Raw genomic sequence first — 23,591 nt, forward strand, 5'->3', positions numbered from 1 at the left:
CAGTAATGCAACAGTGTAACGTACAGCCTTTCGCAGAACCGGCAAAAGGCTGTGTTTTAAACAAAATGGAACAATTGACGATCAGTCCAGTACGACGCTGTTACGGCCCGCCCCTTTGGCGCGGTACAGCGCCTGATCGGCTCTTTTAAGCACCAGATCGCTGTGTTCACCGGGTTTGAATGCCGTCATGCCCATGGAGACGGTTATCGTCACCCGCTCCCCTTTGAAGTGAAACGGGCACGCCTCGATGGCCGCTCTCAGGCTTTCCGCCAGTTTTGCTCCGATCGACAATGGCGTGTCGGGAACCAATAGCACAAACTCCTCGCCGCCAAACCGGGCGATGAAGTCCGAGCCGCGCAGACGCTTGCGCAGGACGCTGGCAATGAGCTTCAACACTTTGTCGCCGGCCAGATGACCGTAGTTATCGTTAATGCGCTTGAAGTGGTCGAGGTCGAGTATGGCCAGCAGCAGCGGTTTGCCGTGCTGCTGCCACTGAGCGACCTCGTGCTCCAGTCGCTCGCTCCAGGCCGCGCGATTCGGCAGGCCGGTCAGTGGATCGATCAGCGCTTTCTGTCGCTGTTCTTCAAGGTGTTCACGATAGCCTTGGGCTTCCTGCTCCATACTGACCACGCGTTCGGCCAGCCCTTGTAGCCGCTCGGCAATTTCCTGCTCACGCTGATCACGTTGTTTCTGGTGCTGATCCATAGTGCCGAGCAGACCTTCCAGATGGTTCTCCAGCACATGCTTGAGCCCCTCCAGATCCGCCGCCTCTTGTACGCTGCTCTGCAGGCCATCGACCTGTTCGCGCATCTGGGTTTCCATTTCACGTGCTGCTGAGCGGCTGTCGGCATGGCCGTCGCTGGCCGCTTGCAGATTGCTCTGGAAGGACTCGAGTCGTTCATTGAGCTGCTTGAGGTAAACCTCGAACTCATATTGGCCGCTATCGGTGATTGCCAGCATCAAGACTGCAAGATCGTCGAGGATCGGCAGCAGTTCGTACCAGTTCAAGCCGTTTTGCAGTCGATGGCGCATTGCCTCGGCTTGTGGCTTGTGGCGCTCGGGAAGGCTGAGCTCGTCGAGTAGGCCGAGCAGGGTATCTTCGATGTGCTTGGCCACGGAACTATAGGATGGCTCTGGTGAGTCAGGCAGCGCGTAGCAGGTATCGCCTTGAAGCGCCTCTGGATCAACCGCTGTCACCGCCTGGGTCGACGCGCAAGGCGGGTCATCGGGCAAAACCGGTGCTTCATGCCCCGCCTCGTGGGCTGCTGGCAGCAGCTCATCAGGACTGCTGAGCGCTTGAACACCTTCAGTGCTGGCCGTCGGGGGCTGCGGTGCTGTCGTGGAGTCGGCCTGCGGCGGTTGCTGAACCGCTATCGGCAAGGCAGTCGTCGGCGCTGGCGAGTCCAGCACCGGCGGGACAAAGGCCAACACCTCGGGTTGTCGCGCGCTGTAGTCTGGCTCTGGAGCTGGAGCCGCCTCGGCCACTGAAACCAGCGTTACGCACGGCTCTGTGGCCAGTGAGACCACTGCCTGCGCAACGACCACCGCGGCGGGAGCAACAGCACTCGGCTGAGCGAATTCGCGTACAGGTTCGGCCAGAACCAGGCCCCGGGCAACGGGCTCTCGAAGCGCTTCCACGGGTTGCTGGCCATGCGGCGCGATCAAGCCATTGCTGGCCTCGATCAGGCCTTCAGCCGCTTCCTTGCCCCCAAACAATCGTTGCAGCAAACCCGGGCGACTGGGCTCTGCCGGATTCTCCAGCAGGCTCAGCGCCTGACCTTGCAAGCCACTGAGTTCTCCGAGCAGCAAGGGCATTTCGCGGGCCTGGCCGACGCGGCTGTCCAGTTGCTTGGCAAAGCTCTTGAGCGGCCGACTCACCTCTCGAGGCAGCGGCAAGGCTTGTAGCTGAGTGACCAGGGCTGTCAGCGCGGAACCGATTTGCTCAATGCGGGTTTCCCGGCGCTGCTCGGAATCGAGCACGGCTCTTTCCAGGCGTGGCAGCAACGCCGCCAAACCGGCGTCCATATCGTCGGTGCGAACGACCTCGCGCATTTCTTTCATGCACAGGTCAACAGCCCGGTCGGTGCCCTCCGCCGCCAGCGTGCTGCGGACCAGGCCACGGCGAAGCAAATCGAGACGGGCATCCCAGCGACGCTCGAGCTTTTCCTGTTGTTCGACGCTCTTGAGGTACTTTTCTTTCCAGCGCTGTGCTTCGTCGCTCATTCAAGGGATCCGCGAGGGGGCAGGACACAACGCGGGCAATGCATCAGCCGTGAGCGAACCCGGCAGACGAATCTCTACCGCGACCGGCAGGTGATCGGAAATGGGTTGGGCCAGCACCTCGACCCGTTCAAGCGTCAGGCTGGGGCTTAGCAGAATATGGTCGAGGCAGCGTTGTGGACGCCAGCTGGGGAACGTTGCCTCAAGCTGTGGCGCCAACAGGCCGAGATCGCGCAAGGGAGAGCTTTGCAGCAAATCGCTGGCATGGGTGTTCATGTCGCCCATCAGCACCTGGTGCCGGTAGCCACCGATCAAGTCGCGGATATAGGCCAGTTGCAGGGTTCGGGCACGTGCGCCCAGCGCCAGATGCATCATGACCACGACCAGCGCCTCCGGTCCTTCGCCAAAGCGCACGAGGATCGCCCCACGGCCTTTTGGGCCAGGTAATGGATGATCTTCGATAGCCCAGGGACGCAAACGGCTGAGCACACCATTGCTGTGCTGGCCCAGGCGCCCGAGATTACGGTTGAGCTGTTGATACCAGTAAGGGAAGGCGCCCAATTGGGCCAGGTGTTCGACCTGATTGACGTAGCCCGACCGCAGGCTGCCGCCATCGGCTTCCTGCAAGGCGACCAGATCGAAGTCGCCCAGCAGATTGCCGATCTTTTGCAGGTTGTCGGCACGCCCGGTGTGCGGCAGCAGATGCTGCCAGCCACGGGTCAGGTAATGCCGATAGCGCTCGGTACTGATGCCGACTTGAATATTGAAGCTGAGCAGACGCAGACGACTGTCTGCGGGGAGGCCAGTCGATTCCAGATGATGCTCGTTGACCTTTGGTTCATGCAGGCCAACGATGCGTTCAGTACCCCAGCGGCGCATGGCGAGTGCCGCGCTTAGTTGGCAACAGCCTTGGGTGCGGCGCGTTCCTTGGCGATCAATTGATCAGCCACGTTCAACGCACCCTCAGGGCCGCCGGCAGTGCCGAGGTCGAAGCGGTATTTGCCATTGACGATCATGGTCGGTACCCCGGTGATCTGATACGCCTGAGCCTTCTTCTTGGCATCTTCGACCTTGCCTTTGACGGCGAAGGAATTGTAGGTGCTCAGGAATTTATCCTTGTCGACGCCTTCGGCGGCCAGGAATTCGGCCATTTCTTCAGGCGTCGCGAGTTTCTTGCCACCGTGGATGGCTTCGAAAACGGCCTTGTGAACCTTGTGCTCCACGCCCATGGCTTCGAGGGTGATGAACAGCTGGCCGTGAACGTTCCAGATTCCGCCGAACATGGCTGGAATGCGTACGAAGTTCACATCGGCAGGCAGTTTTTCAGCCCAGGGATTGATGGTGGGTTCGAACGCGTAGCAATGCGGGCAGCCGTACCAGAACAGCTCCACCACTTCGATCTTGCCCGGTACGGCAACCGGCACGGCGTTGCTCAGCTCGACATATTGTTTACCGGCTTCAAGCGGTTCGCCGGCAGCGTGGGCGGTCATGCCGAACAGGCTGGCGCTGACGAGCGCGGCGCTGAGAATCAGATTACGCATGCTTTACTCCTGGACAAATTGGGTCGCCTCGCGTGACCTGAAATGAGACAGGTCCGGACGGGCTTGAGTTCGCTAGTGTAACGGCAGCCGCCATAAAAAAGGGCGGCCTGAGCCACCCTTTTATGTTCGCACCGACGGATTAATAGACCGTTAACGTTGCAAAAGATGTAGACCTTGCGCAACGCCGATCGAACAGACCTTAGTGCAGGCCTTGAATGTAGCTGGACACCGCTTCGATGTCTTTGTTGCTCAGCTTGGCTGCGATGCTTTGCATGATCTTCGTGTCGCCGTCGTTGGTACGAGCGCCTTCACGGAAGTCGGTCAATTGCTTGGCGATGTACTGAGCATGCTGGCCACCCAGATGCGGGAAGCCTGCAGCCGCGAGGCCTGCACCGTTCGGCGAGTGGCAGCCGGTGCATGAAGGCATGCCTTGATCCAGCTTGCCTCCACGGAACAACTCTTCACCGCGAGCCACAACCTTTGGATCGGCGGCGCCAACACTGCCCTTCTGGCTGGCGAAGTACGCGGAGATGTCGGCCAGATCCTGATCACTCAGGTTGGTCAACAGGCCGGTCATCTCCAGGACGGTGCGCTTGCCGGACTTGATGTCTTGCAGTTGCTTGTTCAGGTAACGCTCGCCCTGACCCGCCAGTTTTGGAAAGTTTGGCGCCATGCTGTTGCCATCCGGGCCATGACAGGCACCACATACTGCGGCTTTCGCCTGACCAGCAGTAGCATCGCCTGCAGCATGGGCTATGCCGGAGATCCCCAGGGTCAACAGCAGACTCACGATCAATTTGTTCATCAGCTAATCCAACTACGGCTAAGGGTTAAAGAGTTATGGGCCGGGATCACTCGCTCATCCACTGGATGATTGCTCGGTAATCCTCGGCACTGCAGTCCATGCACAAACCACGCGGCGGCATCGCCTTGAAACCCTGGGTCACGTGTTGCACCAGCGTCTCCATACCTTGCGCCAACCTCGGCGCCCAAGCTTCCTGATCACCCTTTTTGGGTGCCATGGGTAGTTGGCCGGAATGACAAGCTCCACAAACACGGTTGTACACAGCTTCCGGATCCTGTGTAGCCTGAGCGCTGTAAAGCGGCATCAAGACACCGGCAGCTAGCAGCCATTTCGTCATAAAACGACCTTTTCAGGGTTGAGAGCGTGCTGCGTTCTAATGCGCAATCAAGGTCAATCGCTCTCGTGAACTTCATCCTACGCTGGGACAAAGCGCACACAAAATCTGCGGCATTATATACTGGCGCTACTGAAACGGAAACGACACTGCTCGCCGCGTCCATTCTCGGCACCGCCCACATCGGAAATCCCATGCAACTCAAGAACCCCATTCTCGGCCTGTGCCAACAGTCCACCTTCATGCTCAGCGCCGCCAAAGTCGACCAATGTCCGGACGACGAAGGCTTTGAAGTGGCCTTCGCCGGGCGTTCCAACGCCGGCAAGTCCAGCGCCCTGAACACCCTGACTCACGCCAGCCTGGCCCGAACCTCGAAAACTCCGGGTCGCACGCAACTGCTGAACTTCTTCAAATTAGACGATGATCGTCGTCTGGTCGACCTGCCGGGTTATGGCTACGCCAAAGTGCCGATTCCGCTGAAATTGCACTGGCAGCGCCACCTGGAAGCCTATCTGGGCGGTCGCGAGAGCCTCAAAGGGTTGATTTTGATGATGGACATCCGTCATCCAATGACTGATTTCGACCTGTTGATGCTCGATTGGGCCGTTGCCAGCGGCATGCCGATGCACATTCTGCTGACCAAGGCCGACAAACTGACGTACGGCGCAGCGAAGAACACCCTGCTCAAGGTGCAGGCGGACATTCGTAAAGGCTGGGGCGATACCATTACCATTCAGCTGTTCTCGGCCCCCAAGCGCATGGGCCTGGAAGACGCCTACACTGTATTGGCGGGCTGGATGGAGTTGGCGGATAAAGGCGCGGAAGCGGCCGAGTAAGGAATCGCAGGCAAAAAAAACCCCGGACTTCGTATGGGGAGGAGAAGTTCGGGGTACAAGTTCCGGACCGCTAGGGCGGGGTCCAGATATCTGCCAACACTTAACACAACATAGGAGCATTGAAGGGCTTCACCACCCATTCAGTAAATCTGAGTGGCAGATCACGGGTTTAGTTCCGCGGGATAAAAAACTATTGGCGATAAGCCTTGGAATTTCCTGAACCAATCGCTCTTTGTTAGCTTTTGCTGCGGCAATATGCCGCAGCAAAAAGTCCTTCAAGACGGCTTAATGAGCCTCGTCCCAGTTGTTTCCAACCCCTACTTCAACCAAAAGCGGTACATCGAGTGCTGCCGCGGCACTCATATGGCCACGGATTTCCTCGCGCACCTGGTCGACCAGATCCTCGCGAACCTCAAGCACCAGTTCATCGTGTACCTGCAGGATGACTTTGGCGTCCAGGCCGGATGAGGTCAGCCAATTGTCCACGGCAATCATGGCTTTTTTGATGATGTCCGCCGCTGTTCCCTGCATCGGTGCGTTGATCGCGGTGCGTTCGGCGCCTTTGCGCAGGGCCGGATTTTTCGCATTGATCTCGGGCAGGTACAGGCGCCGGCCAAAAATGGTTTCGACGAAACCTTGTTCGGCGGCCTGGGCGCGGGTGCGCTCCATGTACTCGAGTACGCCTGGGTAACGAGCAAAATAGCGGTCGATATAGGCTTGGGACTGCTTGCGGTCGACGCCGATCTGCTTGGCCAGGCCGAACGCGCTCATGCCGTAGATCAGGCCGAAGTTGATCGCCTTGGCGCTGCGGCGCTGATCAGTGGTGACCTCGGTAAGCTCTACGCCGAACACTTCGGCGGCCGTTGCCCTGTGCACGTCCAGGTTGTGGCGGAAGGCATGTAACAAACCTTCGTCCTTGGCCAGGTGGGCCATGATGCGCAGTTCGATCTGCGAATAGTCGGCCGCCAGCAGCTTGTAGCCTTTGGGGGCAACGAACGCCTGGCGAATCCGCCGACCTTCGGCGGTACGGATCGGAATGTTTTGCAGGTTCGGATCACTGGACGACAACCGCCCGGTCGCCGCCACTGCCTGATGGTAGGAGGTGTGAATGCGCCCGGTGCGCGGGTTGATCTGCTCCGGCAAGCGGTCGGTGTAGGTGCTTTTCAGTTTGCTCAGGGAGCGGTACTGCATCAGCACTTTAGGCAGCGGGAAATCCTGCTCGGCCAGTTCGGCGAGTACCGCTTCGGCGGTCGACGCCTGACCCTTGGCGGTCTTGCTGAGAATCGGCATGCCGAGCTTCTCATACAGAATCACCCCCAACTGCTTGGGCGAGCCGAGATTGAATTCTTCACCGGCAATGGCAAAGGCTTCGCGCTCAAGCGCGACCAGCTTTTCGCCCAGCTCGACGCTCTGGATACCCAATAGATTGGCATCGACCAACGCGCCCTGGCGTTCGATCCTGGCCAACACCGGTACCAGCGGCATTTCGATTTCGTTCAGCACTTTACCCAGGCTTGGAATCGCCGAGAGCTTTTCCTGCAAGGCCTGGTGCAAACGCAAGGTCACGTCGGCATCTTCAGCGGCATAAGGCCCGGCCTGTTCCAGGGAGATCTGATCGAAGGTCAGTTGTTTGACGCCTTTGCCCGCGATGTCCTGAAAGCTGGTGGTGGTATGCCCCAGGTACTTGAGCGCCAGGCTGTCCATGTCGTGACGGGTTGCCGTCGAGTCCAGGACATAGGATTCGAGCATGGTGTCGAAGGCGATGCCCTGCACCGAAATGCCGCAAGCCTGATCGCCACCGATGGCGCAGTTGGCCAGGATGTTCATGTCGAACTTGGCGTGCTGGCCGACCTTGAGTTTGTCCGGGTCTTCAAGAATGGGTTTCAGCGCCCGCAGAACGGTATCGCGGTCCAGTTGCTCCGGCACACCCATGTAGGAATGGGTCAGAGGAATGTAGGCCGCTTCGTTGGCTTGTACCGCGAACGACAGCCCCACCAGTTGCGCCTGCTGCGCATCGACGCCGGTGGTTTCGGTGTCGAAGGCAATCAGCCTGGCGTCGTTGAGCTTCTTCAGCCACAGGTCGAAGTCGGCTTGGGTGAGGATGGTGCTGTACTTGAGTTCGGTATCGACAGCGGCTTCTTCGGCGACCGGAGCGGCGACTTCCTGGCCGGAACGCTTGGCATCGCGCTGGTTCTCTTCGAACCAGCTCTTGAATTCCAGCAGCGTATAGAGTTCGGCGAGCTTGTCGTGATCCGGTTGGCCCATTTGCAGGTCGTCGAGACCGACGTCCAATGGCACATCAATCTTGATGGTCGCCAATCGATAGGAGAGGAAAGCCATCTCCTTGTGCTCTTCGAGCTTGGCCGGCAGGGTCTTGGCGCCGCGAATCGGCAGGGTCGGAACGATATCGAGCTGGGCATACAGCTCGGTCAGGCCACCGTTTACCCCTACCAGCAAGCCGGAAGCAGTCTTGGGCCCGATACCCGGTACGCCCGGAATGTTGTCGGACGAATCGCCCATGAGGGCCAGGTAATCGATGATCTGCTCGGGAGCGACGCCGAATTTCTCTTTCACGCCAGCCACATCCAGCGCGCTACCGGTCATGGTGTTGACCAAGGTAATGTGCCCATCGACCAGTTGCGCCATGTCCTTGTCGCCCGTGGAGATCACCACCGGGCGGTCAGCGGCCGCGCTGCTGCGGGCCAGCGTGCCGATCACATCGTCGGCCTCGACGCCTTCGACGCACAGCAGCGGGAAGCCCAGGGCGATCACGCTCGCATGCAGCGGCTCGATCTGCACCCGCATATCGTCGGGCATGCTCGGACGGTTGGCCTTGTACTCGGCGAACATCTCATCGCGAAAGGTTCCGCCCTTTGCGTCGAAGACCACTGCGAACGGGCTGTCCGGGTACTGCTTGCGCAGACTCTTGAGCATGTTCAGTACACCCTTGACCGCGCCGGTCGGCAGGCCTCTGGAGGTGGTCAGCGGTGGTAGCGCATGAAAGGCGCGGTACAGGTAAGAAGAACCGTCCACCAGGACGAGGGGGGCTTGGCTCATGCAGGATCAACCTTTTCGGCGGGTCCGGCGCTAGAATAGCGGGACCGTTGACGACAAAGGGACAAGGTTATCATGCGCACACTAAATCGCTTGCTGCTGGCAAGCTTGTTTGCAATCACTCCATTGGCAGTGATGGCGGCGGATGATGCGCCATCAGCGGACCCGGATGTGACCATCCGCACTGAAGGCGACAATCTCATTCAGGAGTACCGCCAAAACGGTTTCCTGTATGCCATCAAGATCACCCCGAAGGTCGGTAAACCGTACTTCCTGGTGCGCGCCGATGGCTCCGATGGCAACTTCATCCGCTCGGACCAGCCGGATATGCTGATTCCGTCGTGGAAAATCTTCGAGTGGTAAGTCGTTCCTAACTTTAATCGGCGCTGGCTGGATCGCGGCGCCCGTACTGGCAGTTTTTAACCATGTCTGTGTTCACCCCCCTGGCTCGGCCCGAGCTGGAAACCTTTCTCGCCCCTTACGGGCTCGGCCGCCTGCTTGATTTCCAGGGGATTGCCGCGGGTAGCGAAAACACCAATTTTTTCATCAGCCTTGAGCAGGGTGAGTTCGTCCTGACCCTGGTTGAGCGTGGTCCGGTCCAGGAGATGCCGTTCTTCATCGAATTGCTCGACGTGCTGCATGACGCCAATCTGCCGGTGCCTTATGCGCTGCGCACGACAGACGGCGAAGCCTTGCGCGAACTCGCCGGCAAACCGGCGCTGTTGCAACCGCGGCTGGCCGGCAAGCACATCAAAGAAGCTAACGCCCAGCACTGCGTGCAGGTAGGTGAGCTGCTCGGTCATCTGCACCTGGCGACCCTGGGTAAAGTCCTGGAGCGCAAGACCGATCGTGGTCTGGACTGGATGCAGGCCGAAGGTGCGCAGTTGATGCCGACGCTGAGTCCGCAACAGCGCGGCCTGCTGCAGGATGCTCTTGATGAGTTCGAGCGTTGCAAGGAAAAAATCCTCGCGCTGCCACGGGCCAATATCCACGCCGACCTGTTCCGCGATAACGCCATGTTCGAAGGCACGCACCTGACCGGCCTGATCGACTTCTACAACGCCTGTTCCGGACCGATGCTCTACGACGTGGCTATCGCCTTGAACGACTGGTGTTCGGACGAAGCCGGGCTGATCGACGGACCGCGTGCGCGGGCCTTGCTCGGTGCTTACGCAACATTGCGGCCCTTTACCGCGGCCGAAGCCGAGTTGTGGCCGACGATGCTGCGGGTGGCCTGTGTGCGTTTCTGGTTGTCACGACTGATCGCCGCCGAATCCTTTGCCGGGCAAGACGTGCTGATTCACGACCCAATGGAGTTTCAGCAGCGGCTGGTGCAACGCCAGACCATCTGCACGCCATTGCCATTCGCGCTATAACCGCCAGTGTGGACAAGCCTCGCGCCGGCAATGACCTGGCTGGCGCGAAGCTTGCCGATGAACGGAATTGATCAGCGCTGCAAAAACGCCTGATGCAACTCGCTCAGCGATTCAAAGTGATAAGCCGGTTGCTCGGCGCTCAACTCTTCCCTGCTGCCAAAGCCATAGCCCACCGCTGCCGCGTCCAGCCCGTTGAGTCGGGCGCCGATCAGGTCGTGTTTGCGGTCGCCGATCATCAACGTGTCCCTCGGATCGAGGCCTTCTTCGACCAGCAGATGGCGGATCAGCTCGACTTTGTCGGTGCGGGTACCGTCCAGTTCACTGCCGTAGATCACTTTGAAGTGCTTGGCGAAATCGAAGTGGCGGGCAATTTCCCGCGCAAACACCCAGGGTTTCGAGGTGGCGATGTATAACTGCCGCCCTTGCCCACTGAGGGTTTCCAGCAGCGGTGTGACACCGTCGAACACGCGGTTTTCATACAACCCGGTGACCTTGAAACGCTCGCGATAGAAATTCACCGCTTCCCAGGCCCTGGCTTCGTCGAAGTCATAGAACTGCATGAAGGCTTGCAGCAATGGCGGGCCGATAAAGTGCTCAAGCCTGCTCAGCTCCGGCTCATCAATTCCCAATTTGCTCAGCGCGAACTGGATTGAACGGGTGATACCTTCGCGAGGGTCGGTCAGGGTGCCATCGAGGTCGAACAAAACACTTTGGTAATGCATGGTGATTCCTGAGTAATGGCGCAGCGTTCAAGCCTGGTCGTAGCCTTCGGCCAGATGCAGATCCTTGAGCTTCACGTAATTGCCCGCGCTATAGGTGAAAAAGGCCCGCTCCTTGTCAGTCAACGCCCGAATCTGTTTGACCGGGCTGCCCACATAGAGAAAACCGCTTGCCAGGCGTTTGCCCGGTGGTACCAGACTGCCGGCGCCGATGATGACATCGTCCTCCACCACCGCGCCGTCCATGACAATGCTGCCCATGCCAATCAGGATTCGGCTGCCAACCGTGCAGCCATGGAGCATCACTTTGTGGGCGATGGTCACATCATTACCGATCAGCAGCGGGAAGCCGTTGGGGTTGAAGGGACCGGCGTGGGTGATATGCAACACACAGCCATCCTGCACGCTGGTGCGCTCGCCGATGCGGATGCGGTGCATGTCGCCGCGGATTACCGTCAGCGGCCAGACCGAGCTGTCAGCGCCTATTTCAACGTCGCCGATGACCACCGACGAACTGTCGACAAAGGCCCGCTCGCCCAGTCTCGGGGTGTGGTTCTGGTAGGTGCGAATGGCCAAGCTGGATTCCCTCTGTGACATTTATTAATGGAGCTGATAGCTGCAGTGAGTGTCGATTGTAATTAAGATGGCCCAATGTTTCTTCCAGCCAAGGTGCCAAACCGTGAGCGTGAACAACCCTCTTCTGCAGCCCTACGACTTGCCGCCGTTCTCGGCTATCCGCGCCGAGCACGTGCAGCCGGCCATCGAACGGATCCTCGCGGACAACCGCGCCGCCATCGCCGGCATCCTCGAAAGCCACGGCAAACAGCCTGACTGGGCGGGTCTGGTGCTGGCCATGGATGAACTGAACGATCGCCTGGGTGCTGCCTGGAGCCCGGTCAGCCACCTGAATGCCGTGTGCAACAGTCCTGAACTGCGTGAGGCTTATGAGGCATGCCTGCCGGCCTTGAGCGCCTACTCCACCGAGCTGGGGCAGAACCGCGAGCTGTTCCAGGCCTTCGAAGCCTTGGCCAATAGCCCGGAATCCGCCGATTTCGAGGTCGCGCAGAAAACCATTCTGGAACACTCCCTGCGTGACTTCCGCCTGTCGGGTATCGATCTGCCCGAGGCGCAACAAAAGCGTTACGCCGAAGTGCAGAGCAAGCTCTCCGAACTGGGTAGCCGCTTCTCCAATCAATTGCTCGATGCCACCCAGGCCTGGACCAAACACGTCACCGACGAAGCGGCCCTGGCCGGTCTGACCGACTCCGCCAAGGCGCAAATGGCGGCCGCGGCCGAGGCCAAAAGCCTGGATGGCTGGTTGATCAGCCTGGAATTCCCGAGCTACTTTGCCGTGATGACCTACGCCCAGGACCGTGCGCTGCGCGAAGAAGTCTACGCCGCCTACTGCACCCGTGCGTCGGACCAGGGCCCGAACGCCGGTCAGAACGACAACGGTCCGGTGATGGAAGAGATTCTCGACCTGCGTCAGGAGCTGGCTCAACTATTGGGTTTCGCCAGTTTCTCGGAGCTGAGCCTGGCGACAAAAATGGCTGAGTCCAGCGATCAGGTACTGAACTTCCTGCGTGATCTGGCCAAACACAGCAAACCGTTCGCCGCGCTCGACCTGGAACAACTCAAGGCCTATGCCGCCGAACAAGGTTGCCCGGACCTGCAAAGCTGGGACAGCGGTTTCTACGGCGAGAAACTCCGCGAACAGCGTTACAGCGTGGCCCAGGAAACCCTGCGCGCCTACTTCCCGATCGACAAGGTGCTGAGCGGCTTGTTCGCCATCGTCCAGCGTCTGTACGGCATCGAGATCGCCGAGCAGAAAGGCTTCGACACCTGGCATCCGGATGTTCGCCTGTTCGAAATCAAGGAAAACGGCCAGCACGTCGGGCGTTTCTTCTTCGACCTGTATGCCCGCGCCAACAAGCGTGGTGGCGCCTGGATGGACGGCGCTCGCGATCGTCGGCGCACTGCCGAAGGCGTGCTGCAAAGCCCGGTGGCCAACCTGGTGTGCAACTTCACCCCGGCCGACAGCGGCAAACCTGCCCTGCTGACCCACGATGAAGTCACCACCCTGTTCCACGAGTTCGGCCACGGCTTGCATCACCTGCTGACCCGAGTCGAGTATGCCGGCGTGTCCGGTATCAACGGCGTGGCCTGGGATGCGGTGGAGTTGCCGAGCCAGTTCATGGAGAACTGGTGCTGGGAACCCGAAGGCCTGGCGCTGATTTCCGGTCACTACGAAACCGCTGAACCGCTGCCCCAGGACCTGCTGGAAAAAATGCTCGCGGCGAAGAATTTCCAGTCCGGCCTGATGATGGTTCGCCAACTGGAGTTTTCGCTGTTCGACTTCGAACTGCACGCTACCCACGGCGATGGGCGTAGCGTGGCGCAGGTGCTCGAAGGTATACGCGACGAAGTCTCGGTCATGCGCCCGCCGGCTTACAACCGTTTCCCCAACAGCTTTGCGCACATCTTCGCGGGTGGTTACGCGGCGGGTTACTACAGCTACAAATGGGCTGAAGTGCTGTCGGCGGACGCTTTTTCGAAGTTCGAGGAAGAAGGCGTGCTCAACCCTGACACCGGTCGTGCGTTCCGTGAAGCCATTCTTGCCCGCGGTGGTTCTCAGGAACCGATGGTGCTGTTCGTCGATTTTCGCGGACGCGCGCCGTCGATTGACGCACTCTTGCGCCATAGCGGCCTGAGTGAGGACGCAGCAGCATGAGTGACGGGCCTGTGAGCAAAACCAAAAAACGCTTCATCGCCGGGGCAGTCTGCCCGGCGTGCAGCGAGCCAGACAAGTTGATGATGTGGAGCGAAGACGACGTACCGCACCGTGAATGCGTGGCCTGCGGTTATTCCGACACGCTCAACGAGCAAGGCCTGTCGGTGCCCAAGGAATTGGGTACACGGGTCAATGTCTCGGCGTTGAAAGCACCGGACGCAAAGGTCCAGGCGGTGCAGTTTTTTCCAAATCCCAAGTTGAAGAAAAAGCCTGACGATCAGCACTGAGTCTCGAGGGCATCCATTACCGCTTTCCAACCCTTTGGATGGAAGGCGGTAATCATCTACCACCTGCGACTGCGCTTCCTTTTTAAGCTGATGGTTCATTCAGCTTTTATTCAAGGAAGACTCATGCCCGCTACCAATCCTCTCTTGCAGGCTTATGTCCTGCCCCCCTATTCGGCAGTACGCGCCGAACATCTTGTGCCCGCCATCGAGGCCATCATCGCCGATAACCGCCGGGTAATTGCAGAGATTATTGCCAGTCAATCCGATCTCCCGACCTGGGATGACCTGGTTCTGGCCATGGATGAACTGAGCGCTCGTCTTGATGAAGCGATGGGGGTCATAAACACACTTGGCCTGGTTGCGCACGAGGGCAACGCCTGGAGTGAGGCAAGCAGTACATGTTACGAAGCAGCCGCTCTGTTCAAAGCCGAACTTCAGCATAATCACCTGCTGTTCCAGGCTTACCAACGGTTGGCGAACAGCCCGCAGGCAGTGAATTTCGATGCGTCGCGCAAAGCGGTTCTGAACAAAGTACTGCGAGATTTTCGTCTGTCAGGCATTACTCTACCCCTGGACCAGCAGCAAACCCTTGCACGGCTGAACCATGAAATCTCCGCGCTCGGAAATTTGTTTCTTGCCCAGTTGGAGAGCGCTGATCGTGCCTGGAGCAAGCACGTCGAGGATGAGGCTGACCTGGCAGGTTTACCGGAGACGATAAAACAACGCATGGCGGTAAAAGCGCTGGAGGCAGGTCATGAGGGTTGGCTGATTACCCTGGACCAGGACACCTATCGGCAGGTCATGACCTATGCCGAGGACCGCGCCTTGCGCGAGGAGCTTTTTATCGCCTACGTCACACGGGCGTCTGATCAAGGTCCGTATGCCGGTCAGTTCGACAACACGCCAGTGTTGGAATTGCTGCTTGCAGATCGTCACGAAAAAGCCAGGGTACTCGGTTATTCAAACTTCATGGAGTTGAGCCTGGCGACCAACATGGCTGACTCGCCCGAGCAGGTGGCGAGCTTTCTGCGTAGACAATTGGCCGTCGAAAAACCGCGTTTCTCTCGAGAGGCACAGGAGCTCAAAGCGTTTGCCGGTGAACATGGCATCGCTGACCTGCAAGCCTGGGATCTTGATTTTTTTGCACAGAAGCTGCGTCAAGAGCGTCATGGGGTTTCCCAGGAGCAGTTTCGCGCCTACTTTCCTTTAGAGGGTACTTTGCGCAGGCTAGCGCTCTTTGCCGAGCGGTTGTTTGGTATCGAGATTGTCGAGCAAAAGGACTTCAGCCGCTGGCATGACCGAGTGCGTCTTTTCCAGATCAAAGAACATGCCGAGGTGATTGGGCATATCTATATCGACCCTTATCAGCGCCAGGAAGCGAAAGATTTTGCCTGGACAGCCACCGCACGAAACCGTCGTATCACCGCCGAAGGTCGGGTCAAGCTGCCGATTGCCATTCTGTACGGCAATTTCGTTGAGGGCGTGGCGGGTCAGCCCTGCCTGTTGGATCATCGACAGCTGAGAACGCTGTTCCATGAGTTTGGCCACTGTTTGCAGCAGGTGCTGACAGTGACCCCTTACTGGCCGTTATCGGGAATTACAGAGTTGGGGCGTGACGCCGCAGAGTTCGCCGGGCAGGTATTTGAGCGTTGGTGCCTGTCGCGTGAGTTCCTGATCTGGCTGGCGGCCCATCATCAAACCGCGGAGCGACTGTCCGAGGCAGAGGTCGATCTGCTGTTGGCATCGACGGCTACGCAAACCAGTTGGGAAACCGCACATTTGTTGATGGGGGCGTTGTTCGACTTTGAACTGCACCGCAGCCATGGCGACGGTCGAAGTGTGCAAAGTGTTTTTGAAAGTGTGCAGAGCGAAATCGCGCATGTGCAATTTCCGGCCTACGCGCGCTTTGCCAATGGGTTCGATTATATGGTTACCGGCTATGGGGCCTCGGTCTATGCCTACATCTGGTCGGATGTTCTCGCCACTGAGGCTTTCAAGAAATTTCAGAAGGATTGGGTATTCAACGCTGACACCGGGAAAGCTTTGCGTGAGGCTATTTTCGCGCCGGGCGATTCACGGCTGCTTTTCGAATCACTAGAGAAGTTTCTCGGCCAGCCGCTGGCTGCTGATCTATTTTCACGCGAGACCGTATTGTCAGAAACCTCTCGGAGTTGATTTCGTCGTTTAAGCGTCGGCGGTTTTGAACCAGCGTTTCATCGAACAGATAGCGAACGGGCTGGTGCTACATGTTCCATTGACCAGCGCAGTGCGCAGTTTTTCGACGTCGACCTGCATCATGTAGCGAATGCCATCCTTGAAGTGGGTGCTATCCCCGAAGCCGCCTTGGGTCATTTCATTCAAGGCGTCCTCTTTGCTCCAGTCCTGCACCACCACGCGGTACATCGCGGCCATCAGGCCGGTGCGATTCGATCCATGTTTGCAGTGCATCAATACCGGGCCTTTGCTTTCGGCGGCCTGTATCGCGCGTATTGCGGCCAGTACGTCGGCGTCATCGACATGCTTGGTTCGATAAGGCAGTTGCACCTGGCTGATACCCGGCGTCGCTAACCAGCTTGAGTCCGGTTCCGGCAAGAAGTTGATCACTGTTGCGACGTTGAGCCTTTTCAGCAAGGGGATGGCGTTTTCATCGGGTAAAGCGCTGCGGTAGAGCGTCGGGGACATCTGGTACAGGTTGTACTGCACTTCGACGGGTTGCGCCCATTCAGCGGAGCGGGTCGACGGAGCTTCGTCGGTTTGAACCTGGGCCGTCGCAATGAGCGCCATGAAAGAAAGACACAGTCCGAGGATGATGCGGATTTTCGACATGCGTGAGACGCCGTGAGCAAGGGGCTAATCGAGCGGAGTATTAGCCCGGACCGAATAAAGACCCGTGAGGTGGAGGTCAAAGAATTGTGAAGCCGGGGGAAGCTAATTTACGTAGCGATAATATCTATCTGATACTGGCTGATGTGCTTTGGCAAATAACGAAACATAATTTAGGGTTGTCTGGTCGATGTAAATAGATCCCCGCGCGAAGAAACTTCGCGCGGGGTTGATGCGTTTTTTGTTTGGGCTGCATGTATTGTTAAAAATGTTTTCAGCACTTATCAAGGGTTGACGATGCTGGAGTAAGCCACAGCCAGCGCGAGAAGCTTGGCCTTATCGTCGTCGTCAATAACCCGGTTGCCGTCAACGTCCGTCGGATTGGTGCGGATGCTGAAGGTGCGGCCGCCATCGCTGGAGACGGCGGTTAGAAAGGTAGAGTCGACCAGGGTCTCGGTTTGCATTTCGTTTTCTGCATCCCAACCCAACTCTTTTCGCGCCAGTTGCATTGAAACTTGTGCTTCATTTGGATTGACAAGGGTGGGGGCCAGCAGTTGCATGAAGATACCGCGTTGATTAAAAAACGACATGACTTGATACCTGTATGTTTATTTAGTGATGTTGCGTTGGAGTAAAACTAACCATAGTTGGTATCAGGGGGCGCGCCGCACCAATATGTGTCGTTGTTTTTCTATGTAAACTTTTCGAGGGCTCGAATAATAGAGTGTTTCGAACTCCTATAATCTGAAACACTCTGGAGTGCCGAACGGCACTGGCCAGAATGAAGGCACTCGGATACTGTATGTGCATACAGCTAACGAGGTCCGCTTGATGTCGACTCCCTTGCCCCCTCGCGGACGCGGCACCGCCACCAATCCGCACAACCGCTTCGCACCGAGCCGCTCGGTCGCCGAGGACGACGGCTGGTATCAGGAGGTGCCTGAAACCCAGGGCACCGAAGTGCGCATCGAGACGGCGAAAACCATCATCACGCGCAACACCTCGCCGGACCTGCCCTTCGATCGTTCGATCAATCCCTATCGTGGCTGCGAACACGGTTGTATCTACTGCTACGCACGGCCCAGTCATGCCTATTGGGACCTGTCGCCGGGGCTGGATTTCGAGACCAGGCTGATCGCCAAGACCAACGCGGCCGATTTGCTGGAGCAGCAACTGTCGAAGCGCGGCTACCAATGCGCGCCGATCAACCTCGGGTCCAATACCGACCCTTATCAGCCGATCGAGCGCGAGTACAGAATCACTCGCCGAACCCTGGAAGTGCTGCTGCGCTATCGCCACCCCGTGACCATCATTACCAAGGGCTCGCTGATTCTTCGTGACCTGGACCTGTTGACCGAGCTGGCGCAGCAGAATCTGGTGGCCGTGATGATCAGCCTGACCACGCTCGATGATGAACTCAAACGTATTCTGGAACCGCGGGCCGCTGCGCACAAGGCACGGCTGCGGGCGATTCGGGTGATGCGCGAGGCGGGAATCCCGGTGGGCGTGCTGTGTTCGCCGATGATTCCGATGATCAACGACAGCGAACTGGAAAGCCTGCTCGACGAAGCCCATGCCGCGGGAGCACAAAGCGCGGCCTACATGATGCTGCGCCTGCCGCTGGAGGTCGCGCCGTTGTTCGAGGAGTGGCTGGCCGCCCACTACCCGCAGCGTGCAGCCCATGTGCTGAGTCTGATTCGCCAAAGCCGTGGCGGTGAGTTGTATGACAGTCGCTTCGGCGCACGCATGCGGGGTGAAGGGCCGTTTGCCGATTTGCTGGCGCAGCGCTTCGCCAAAGCCATTAAACGGCTTGGGTTGAATCGACGGGAGGGTTTCAATCTGGATTGCGAGGCTTTTTGCCCGCCGGGCGGCCAGATGTCGTTGCTTTAGGGGGAATTAGCCTATCGTTGAAGAGTACCAACAAACACCAGGTTTATACTCGGGTCACTTTTTCAATGACGTGGAACCAGCATGCTAGAGCGCTCGATTCAGTTTGAGTTAAGTTTCGGCAGTTACCTTGTTCATCGAGTGACCGGTTGGTCGCGGTCGGTGGGCTGAGTGTTTTTTAACCTGCCACTGGCCTCGTGCCGGATAAAACCGGAAAATCCCTTTAATTCGTCAAAGAGGATGAACCATGAGTGACAAGGATAAACAGCCGTTGGCTGCGTCGGCTTCTACCCTCCCGGAGGCCGAAAGCGCCGATGCGGCGCTGCAGCATATCGTTGACGGCTTCTTGCATTTCCATCACGAGATTTTCCCGCAGCAGGAAGAACTCTTCAAAAAACTCGCCACGGCCCAACAGCCAAGGGCGATGTTCATCGCGTGCGCCGATTCGCGCATCGTCCCTGAATTGATCACTCAAAGTGCCCCGGGCGATCTATTCGTGACCCGCAACGTGGGTAACGTGGTGCCGCCTTACGGGCAAATGAACGGCGGCGTATCCACCGCCATCGAGTACGCCGTGCTGGCGCTGGGCGTGCAGCACATCATCATTTGCGGGCACTCCGATTGCGGTGCGATGCGCGCAGTGCTCAATCCGCAAAGCCTGGAGAAAATGCCCACGGTCAAAGCCTGGCTGCTCCATGCGGAAGTGGCCAAGACCATGGTGCAGGACAACTGTGATTGTGCCGACGAAGCAGAAAGCATGCATGTGCTGACTGAAGAAAACGTCATTGCCCAGTTGCAGCACTTGCGCACTCACCCATCGGTGGCCTCGCGCATGGCCAAAGGTCAGCTGTTTATCCATGGCTGGGTCTACAACATCGAAACCAGTGAAATCAAAGCCTACGACGCGGACCAAGGGTGTTTCCTGCCGCTCGATGGCAGCCATCCGATTCCCGTTGCGACGCCCAAAGCGCGCTTCTAGATCTTCCTAACTACCCCGGTGTGGTTCAGCCGTGGCTGCTGATTCAGCGGTCAGGGCTTTGCCACGCCCGAAGAAAGCCTCGGGAGAGTCTTCATGCGTGCTGCGCAATTAAAAGCTGTTCTGCCACGGGAGCTGTTGGCTTCGGTGGTGGTGTTTCTCGTCGCCCTGCCCTTGTGCATGGGTATCGCTATTGCTTCTGGCATGCCGCCGGCCAAAGGCCTGATTACCGGGATTATCGGTGGTCTGGTGGTCGGTTGGCTGGCGGGCTCGCCGCTCCAGGTCAGCGGCCCGGCTGCAGGTTTGGCGGTGTTGGTGTTTGAACTGGTGCGTCAGCATGGAGTGGCCATGCTCGGGCCGATTCTGCTGCTGGCCGGGTTTCTGCAATTGGTCGCCGGACGTTTGCGTCTGGGGTGCTGGTTCAGGGTCACGGCACCGGCGGTGGTCTACGGGATGCTCGCCGGGATCGGCGTGTTAATTGTGTTGTCACAGATCCATGTGATGCTCGATGGCGCACCCAAGCCGTCCGGGATGGATAATCTGACGGGCTTCCCCGCTGCTCTGGCTCAGGCATTGCCGACGCTCGGCGGCGGGCTTGGCTGGCAGGCTGGGCTGCTCGGGCTGTCGACGATTCTGGTGATGTGGCTGTGGGACAGGTTACGTCCACAGTCGTTGCGGTTTGTTCCTGGAGCCCTGCTCGGCGTCGGTCTTACGACCGTTGCGAGTCTTGTCCTCGCGCTGCAGGTCAAACGCGTCGAAGTACCGGCCAATCTGGCAGACGCGATTGATTGGCTGCGACCGTCCGACTTGCTCAATCTGGCCGATCCCAATCTATTGATCGCGGCGTTCGCCGTGGCCTTTATCGCCAGTGCCGAAACGCTGTTGTCGGCCGCGGCGGTGGATCGCATGCACAACGGACAGCGTTCGGATTTCGATCGGGAACTGTCGGCACAGGGCGTTGGCAACATGCTCTGCGGCCTGCTCGGTGCGCTGCCAATGACCGGGGTGATCGTACGCAGCTCGGCGAATGTGCAGGCTGGCGCGACCACACGGCTCTCGGCAATATTCCATGGCCTATGGCTACTGGCTTTTGTTGTGCTGCTGTCGAGTGTGTTGCAAAGCATTCCGGTGGCCAGTCTGGCCGGGGTGTTGGTCTACACCGGGATAAAGCTGGTCGACCTCAAGGCTTTTCGCGGGCTTGGCCGTTATGGCCGGATGCCCATGCTGACCTACGCAGCCACCGCCTTGGCAATCATCTTCACTGACTTGCTGACCGGCGTGCTGATTGGTTTTGGTCTGACCTTGGCGAAACTTGCGTGGAAAGCATCGCGGCTGAAAATCAGCCTGATCGATCTGCCCCCTGAGGGCGAAATGGAGTTGCGCCTGGTGGGTGCGGCGACCTTTCTCAAAGTGCCTGCATTGACTCAGGTGCTGGGGACCATTCCAGCGGGTGTCACAGTGCACGTGCCGTTGAGTAACCTGAGTTACATCGACCATGCCTGCCTTGAGCTGCTGGAAGAATGGGGCCGGGCCAATGCGGCCAAAGGCTCGAAGCTGGTGATTGAGGCGCGTGGCTTGAAGCGCCGACTGGAGGGGCGATTGCGCACGACGGCCGGGATGGGGTCGGCCGCAGTCTGACATAGATCCCGAGTTTTTCGGTGACGGCAAGCCTGCGGCAGCTCCTACGCCGACCGCGCATACCTTTGGATTATCAGGGGTACGCTAAATCTGTAGGAGCTGCCGTAGGCTGCGATCTGTTCAATGCCAGATGCCCGCAAAGGGCATTGGTCAGGCCGGCTTATCGAGCTCCAACTCTACGCCCAGTTGGCGCGACAGGCATGGCCAGCGCTTCCACGCCGCTCCGGTGTCGGGGCTGGCCAGTTTGTCGCGGTAAGTCTCGACAGACTCCAGCGCGAAGCTCTCTTCGTTGAGCATTTCGTCTACGGCGTGATGCACCGCCTCATCCAGTTGGTTGGCGAATTCTTCGCCGATCAGTTGGTGGGTGATCAGGTTGGCGACAGTCATATCCAGCGGGATCAATGGCTGACCGAAATGCTTGATGTAGAGATCGTTGACCTCTTCAACCAGACGATGGGCCAGGTAGGCTTCATCCAGCAGGCTATCGAGGCCTTCATGGCCGGCCAGGATTGCTGGAGGCTGGATGAAAAACTGCTCGGCGATCTTCAGAACAGGTTTGATCTGATCTTCGATGCCGGCTTCACGCGCCACTTCGTTGGCCGCGTCGAGCAGGTCCGGGACTTGTTCTATATAAGCCGCGACAAAACGAGTCAAAACACCCTTGGCATCGCCATCAGGTAACTGGATGGCCGGGTGAAGGTGCGGTAGTTGGGTTTCCAGCTGACGCGTCAAATGGCCGGTTTCGGCTTCATGTTGAAGGGCACGTTGAATCTGCTCGCGCAATGCGGCGGTGTTCATGAAAACTCCAGGAAACGAGGCAAAGAAATAGGGAAGACATAAGTTAGCTTGCGTGCAAAAAAAGCTTAGACGCATTTGTCATAATTATTTCATGGTTATATGCCTAGGTTATATCCATTTGCCACCATTCGTCAGGTATCCCTTTGCCACCATGGTCTTTGGCGCAGGAAGCACCTGTCTCAGCTGATTTACCCGATCGCATTGCGAGGTCTCAGTCGCTGTCTATACTCGGGTCTGTATGGAGTTAGCCGATAACGCCCGACTGCACGTGCAGCCGAGGTTTGGCGGTTTGAGTTCGTAGTCTGGGGCAGCCGCTTCCTTGGCCGTTGGTGAAAGCCGGCGGGATAAAAAGAACGATAAGGGGAACCCGCAATGATGCGACATCCACAAGTCTGGGTGGGCCTTGTGTTGTGGTCGATATTCAGCCAGGCGCAAGCCGCCTGGACGGTGAATATGGCGCCTGGGGCTACTGAGGTCAGCAACAAAGTATTCGACCTGCACATGACCATTTTCTGGATCTGTGTGGCGATTGGCATCGTGGTTTTCGGTGCCATGTTCTGGTCGATGATCGTCCACCGTCGTTCTACCGGTCAGGTGGCTGCCAAATTTCATGAAAGTACGACGGTCGAAATTCTGTGGACCATCGTGCCTTTCCTGATTCTGGTGGCGATGGCCATCCCCGCAACCAAGACCCTCATCGAGATCTACGACAGCACGGAATCGGATGTGGACATCCAGGTCACCGGCTATCAGTGGAAGTGGCATTACAAATACCTGGGCCAGGACGTCGAGTTCTTCAGCAATATGGCCACGCCCGCCGAGCAAATCCATAACCAGGCCACCAAGGGTGAGCACTATCTATTGGAAGTCGACCAGCCGCTGGTGCTGCCGGTCGGTGCCAAGGTGCGCTTTCTGGTGACCGCCGCGGATGTGATTCACTCCTGGTGGGTTCCGGCCTTCGCGGTGAAGCGCGATGCGATTCCGGGGTTCGTCAACGAAGCCTGGACCCGGGTCGAGAAGCCTGGCCTCTATCGCGGTCAATGCACCGAGCTGTGCGGCAAGGACCACGGCTTCATGCCGATCGTGGTCGAGGTCAAGTCCAAGGCCGATTACGACACCTGGCTGGCTGAACGCAAAGCCGAGGCCGGCAAACTCAAAGAGCTGACCTCCAAAGAGTGGACCCTCGAAGAGCTGGTGGCCCGCGGCGACAAGGTCTACCACACCACCTGCGTGGCCTGTCACCAGGCCGAGGGCCAGGGCCTGCCGCCCATGTTCCCGGCGCTCAAGGGTTCGAAAATCGCCACCGGACCGAAGGAAGGTCACCTGAATATTGTCTTCCACGGCAAGCCAGGCACTTCCATGGCAGCCTTCGGCAAACAGCTTTCGGAAGTCGATATCGCCGCCGTTGTGACCTACGAGCGTAATGCCTGGGGCAACAACAAGGGCGACATGGTCACGCCCAAAGACGTGCTGGCTCTGAAACAGGCGGAAAGCAAATGACCCGGTCTATTGCGTGTTCCCGGAACCGGTTGGGGTTCATTGCCCTTGACCGCAGCGTTCACCCGT

Annotated in this window: 21 protein-coding genes; 10 read left to right on the forward strand and 11 right to left on the reverse strand. The window is 58.4% G+C overall.

What is annotated here, in order from left to right:
* Window positions 1–81 precede the first annotated feature (81 nt).
* The 5 genes from F8N85_RS18870 to F8N85_RS18890 all read right to left on the reverse strand — a co-directional run bounded on the left by F8N85_RS18870 (window position 82) and on the right by F8N85_RS18890 (window position 4,903).
* Entirely contained in the window at window positions 82–2,223 is a 2,142-nt protein-coding gene (locus tag F8N85_RS18870) for a GGDEF domain-containing protein (RefSeq protein WP_150805051.1), read from the reverse strand.
* Window positions 2,224–3,099 (reverse strand): endonuclease/exonuclease/phosphatase family protein, encoded by an 876-nt coding sequence (locus F8N85_RS18875; protein ID WP_150805052.1) that lies wholly within the window; start codon window positions 3,097–3,099, stop codon window positions 2,224–2,226.
* 14 nt (window positions 3,100–3,113) lie between these two features.
* The gene (locus tag F8N85_RS18880; protein ID WP_150805053.1) at window positions 3,114–3,761 is read right to left on the reverse strand and encodes a thiol:disulfide interchange protein DsbA/DsbL; all 648 of its coding nucleotides are present in this window, start codon (window positions 3,759–3,761) and stop codon (window positions 3,114–3,116) included.
* Window positions 3,762–3,960: 199 nt separating this feature from the next.
* The gene (locus tag F8N85_RS18885) at window positions 3,961–4,566 is read right to left on the reverse strand and encodes a c-type cytochrome (RefSeq protein ID WP_150805054.1); all 606 of its coding nucleotides are present in this window, start codon (window positions 4,564–4,566) and stop codon (window positions 3,961–3,963) included.
* 46 nt (window positions 4,567–4,612) lie between these two features.
* Window positions 4,613–4,903, reverse strand: coding sequence for a c-type cytochrome (locus F8N85_RS18890; RefSeq protein ID WP_150805055.1), 291 nt, complete (start codon window positions 4,901–4,903; stop codon window positions 4,613–4,615).
* Between the two features lie 191 nt (window positions 4,904–5,094).
* Between F8N85_RS18890 and yihA the strand changes: the two genes are divergently transcribed.
* Window positions 5,095–5,736, forward strand: a complete 642-nt coding sequence (gene yihA / locus F8N85_RS18895) for a ribosome biogenesis GTP-binding protein YihA/YsxC (RefSeq protein ID WP_150805056.1) — start codon at window positions 5,095–5,097, stop codon at window positions 5,734–5,736.
* Between the two features lie 285 nt (window positions 5,737–6,021).
* On the opposite strand, the gene polA is transcribed toward yihA, so the two are convergent.
* A complete protein-coding gene (gene polA, locus F8N85_RS18900; RefSeq protein WP_150805057.1) occupies window positions 6,022–8,793 on the reverse strand; it encodes a DNA polymerase I in 2,772 nt (923 codons plus the stop codon).
* Window positions 8,794–8,865: 72 nt separating this feature from the next.
* Here polA and F8N85_RS18905 point away from each other — a divergent pair, with 72 nt between their 5' ends.
* Window positions 8,866–9,153, forward strand: a complete 288-nt coding sequence (locus F8N85_RS18905; RefSeq protein WP_150805058.1) for a DUF2782 domain-containing protein — start codon at window positions 8,866–8,868, stop codon at window positions 9,151–9,153.
* A gap of 62 nt (window positions 9,154–9,215) precedes the next feature.
* The gene (locus F8N85_RS18910) at window positions 9,216–10,166 is read left to right on the forward strand and encodes a homoserine kinase (protein WP_150805059.1); all 951 of its coding nucleotides are present in this window, start codon (window positions 9,216–9,218) and stop codon (window positions 10,164–10,166) included.
* Window positions 10,167–10,237: 71 nt separating this feature from the next.
* Here F8N85_RS18910 and F8N85_RS18915 read toward each other — a convergent pair whose 3' ends face one another.
* Window positions 10,238–10,888 carry an HAD family hydrolase gene (locus F8N85_RS18915; RefSeq protein WP_150805060.1) on the reverse strand — a complete coding sequence of 217 codons (651 nt, stop codon included), beginning with the start codon at window positions 10,886–10,888 and terminating at the stop codon, window positions 10,238–10,240.
* A 27-nt stretch (window positions 10,889–10,915) separates the two neighbouring features.
* The gene (locus F8N85_RS18920) at window positions 10,916–11,461 is read right to left on the reverse strand and encodes a gamma carbonic anhydrase family protein (RefSeq protein WP_150805061.1); all 546 of its coding nucleotides are present in this window, start codon (window positions 11,459–11,461) and stop codon (window positions 10,916–10,918) included.
* Window positions 11,462–11,528: 67 nt separating this feature from the next.
* Between F8N85_RS18920 and prlC the strand changes: the two genes are divergently transcribed.
* From prlC to F8N85_RS18935, 3 genes are all read left to right on the forward strand, one after another.
* Window positions 11,529–13,616 carry an oligopeptidase A gene (gene prlC, locus F8N85_RS18925; protein WP_191636208.1) on the forward strand — a complete coding sequence of 696 codons (2,088 nt, stop codon included), beginning with the start codon at window positions 11,529–11,531 and terminating at the stop codon, window positions 13,614–13,616.
* A complete protein-coding gene (locus F8N85_RS18930) occupies window positions 13,613–13,903 on the forward strand; it encodes a YheV family putative zinc ribbon protein (protein WP_150805063.1) in 291 nt (96 codons plus the stop codon). The genes prlC and F8N85_RS18930 overlap by 4 nt, the downstream gene beginning before the upstream one ends.
* 123 nt (window positions 13,904–14,026) lie before the next feature.
* Window positions 14,027–16,078, forward strand: a complete 2,052-nt coding sequence (locus F8N85_RS18935; protein WP_150805064.1) for a M3 family metallopeptidase — start codon at window positions 14,027–14,029, stop codon at window positions 16,076–16,078.
* Between the two features lie 9 nt (window positions 16,079–16,087).
* Here F8N85_RS18935 and F8N85_RS18940 read toward each other — a convergent pair whose 3' ends face one another.
* Window positions 16,088–16,729 (reverse strand): dual specificity protein phosphatase family protein, encoded by a 642-nt coding sequence (locus F8N85_RS18940; protein ID WP_150805065.1) that lies wholly within the window; start codon window positions 16,727–16,729, stop codon window positions 16,088–16,090.
* Window positions 16,730–17,010: 281 nt separating this feature from the next.
* Entirely contained in the window at window positions 17,011–17,316 is a 306-nt protein-coding gene (locus tag F8N85_RS18945; protein WP_150805066.1) for a hypothetical protein, read from the reverse strand.
* A 241-nt stretch (window positions 17,317–17,557) separates the two neighbouring features.
* Here F8N85_RS18945 and F8N85_RS18950 point away from each other — a divergent pair, with 241 nt between their 5' ends.
* The 3 genes from F8N85_RS18950 to F8N85_RS18960 all read left to right on the forward strand — a co-directional run bounded on the left by F8N85_RS18950 (window position 17,558) and on the right by F8N85_RS18960 (window position 21,227).
* On the forward strand, window positions 17,558–18,616 hold the full coding sequence (locus tag F8N85_RS18950) for a PA0069 family radical SAM protein (protein ID WP_150805067.1): 1,059 nt from the start codon (window positions 17,558–17,560) through the stop codon (window positions 18,614–18,616).
* A gap of 244 nt (window positions 18,617–18,860) precedes the next feature.
* Entirely contained in the window at window positions 18,861–19,592 is a 732-nt protein-coding gene (locus F8N85_RS18955; protein ID WP_150805068.1) for a carbonic anhydrase, read from the forward strand.
* 93 nt (window positions 19,593–19,685) lie between these two features.
* Entirely contained in the window at window positions 19,686–21,227 is a 1,542-nt protein-coding gene (locus F8N85_RS18960; protein ID WP_150805069.1) for a SulP family inorganic anion transporter, read from the forward strand.
* Between the two features lie 150 nt (window positions 21,228–21,377).
* On the opposite strand, the gene F8N85_RS18965 is transcribed toward F8N85_RS18960, so the two are convergent.
* On the reverse strand, window positions 21,378–22,025 hold the full coding sequence (locus F8N85_RS18965; protein ID WP_150805070.1) for a hypothetical protein: 648 nt from the start codon (window positions 22,023–22,025) through the stop codon (window positions 21,378–21,380).
* A 372-nt stretch (window positions 22,026–22,397) separates the two neighbouring features.
* On the opposite strand from F8N85_RS18965, the gene coxB reads away from it, so the two are divergent.
* A complete protein-coding gene (gene coxB / locus F8N85_RS18970; protein WP_150805071.1) occupies window positions 22,398–23,525 on the forward strand; it encodes a cytochrome c oxidase subunit II in 1,128 nt (375 codons plus the stop codon).
* The last annotated feature ends 66 nt before the right edge of the window (window positions 23,526–23,591 follow it).

It is taken from the genome of Pseudomonas fluorescens, assembly GCF_902497875.1.
Lineage (GTDB): Bacteria > Pseudomonadota > Gammaproteobacteria > Pseudomonadales > Pseudomonadaceae > Aquipseudomonas > Aquipseudomonas fluorescens_BR.

What these genes read in the sequence shown, in the direction of transcription:
- F8N85_RS18870 (WP_150805051.1), bottom strand. Translation starts at nt 2,223, where the DNA reads ATGAGCGACGAAGCACAGCGCTGGAAAGAAAAGTACCTCAAGAGCGTC.
- F8N85_RS18875 (WP_150805052.1), bottom strand. Translation starts at nt 3,099, where the DNA reads ATGCGCCGCTGGGGTACTGAACGCATCGTTGGCCTGCATGAACCAAAG.
- F8N85_RS18880 (WP_150805053.1), bottom strand. Translation starts at nt 3,761, where the DNA reads ATGCGTAATCTGATTCTCAGCGCCGCGCTCGTCAGCGCCAGCCTGTTC.
- F8N85_RS18885 (WP_150805054.1), bottom strand. Translation starts at nt 4,566, where the DNA reads ATGAACAAATTGATCGTGAGTCTGCTGTTGACCCTGGGGATCTCCGGC.
- F8N85_RS18890 (WP_150805055.1), bottom strand. Translation starts at nt 4,903, where the DNA reads ATGACGAAATGGCTGCTAGCTGCCGGTGTCTTGATGCCGCTTTACAGC.
- yihA (WP_150805056.1), top strand. Translation starts at nt 5,095, where the DNA reads ATGCAACTCAAGAACCCCATTCTCGGCCTGTGCCAACAGTCCACCTTC.
- polA (WP_150805057.1), bottom strand. Translation starts at nt 8,793, where the DNA reads ATGAGCCAAGCCCCCCTCGTCCTGGTGGACGGTTCTTCTTACCTGTAC.
- F8N85_RS18905 (WP_150805058.1), top strand. Translation starts at nt 8,866, where the DNA reads ATGCGCACACTAAATCGCTTGCTGCTGGCAAGCTTGTTTGCAATCACT.
- F8N85_RS18910 (WP_150805059.1), top strand. Translation starts at nt 9,216, where the DNA reads ATGTCTGTGTTCACCCCCCTGGCTCGGCCCGAGCTGGAAACCTTTCTC.
- F8N85_RS18915 (WP_150805060.1), bottom strand. Translation starts at nt 10,888, where the DNA reads ATGCATTACCAAAGTGTTTTGTTCGACCTCGATGGCACCCTGACCGAC.
- prlC (WP_191636208.1), top strand. Translation starts at nt 11,529, where the DNA reads ATGGCCCAATGTTTCTTCCAGCCAAGGTGCCAAACCGTGAGCGTGAAC.
- F8N85_RS18930 (WP_150805063.1), top strand. Translation starts at nt 13,613, where the DNA reads ATGAGTGACGGGCCTGTGAGCAAAACCAAAAAACGCTTCATCGCCGGG.
- F8N85_RS18935 (WP_150805064.1), top strand. Translation starts at nt 14,027, where the DNA reads ATGCCCGCTACCAATCCTCTCTTGCAGGCTTATGTCCTGCCCCCCTAT.
- F8N85_RS18940 (WP_150805065.1), bottom strand. Translation starts at nt 16,729, where the DNA reads ATGTCGAAAATCCGCATCATCCTCGGACTGTGTCTTTCTTTCATGGCG.
- F8N85_RS18945 (WP_150805066.1), bottom strand. Translation starts at nt 17,316, where the DNA reads ATGTCGTTTTTTAATCAACGCGGTATCTTCATGCAACTGCTGGCCCCC.
- F8N85_RS18950 (WP_150805067.1), top strand. Translation starts at nt 17,558, where the DNA reads ATGTCGACTCCCTTGCCCCCTCGCGGACGCGGCACCGCCACCAATCCG.
- F8N85_RS18955 (WP_150805068.1), top strand. Translation starts at nt 18,861, where the DNA reads ATGAGTGACAAGGATAAACAGCCGTTGGCTGCGTCGGCTTCTACCCTC.
- F8N85_RS18960 (WP_150805069.1), top strand. Translation starts at nt 19,686, where the DNA reads ATGCGTGCTGCGCAATTAAAAGCTGTTCTGCCACGGGAGCTGTTGGCT.
- F8N85_RS18965 (WP_150805070.1), bottom strand. Translation starts at nt 22,025, where the DNA reads ATGAACACCGCCGCATTGCGCGAGCAGATTCAACGTGCCCTTCAACAT.
- coxB (WP_150805071.1), top strand. Translation starts at nt 22,398, where the DNA reads ATGATGCGACATCCACAAGTCTGGGTGGGCCTTGTGTTGTGGTCGATA.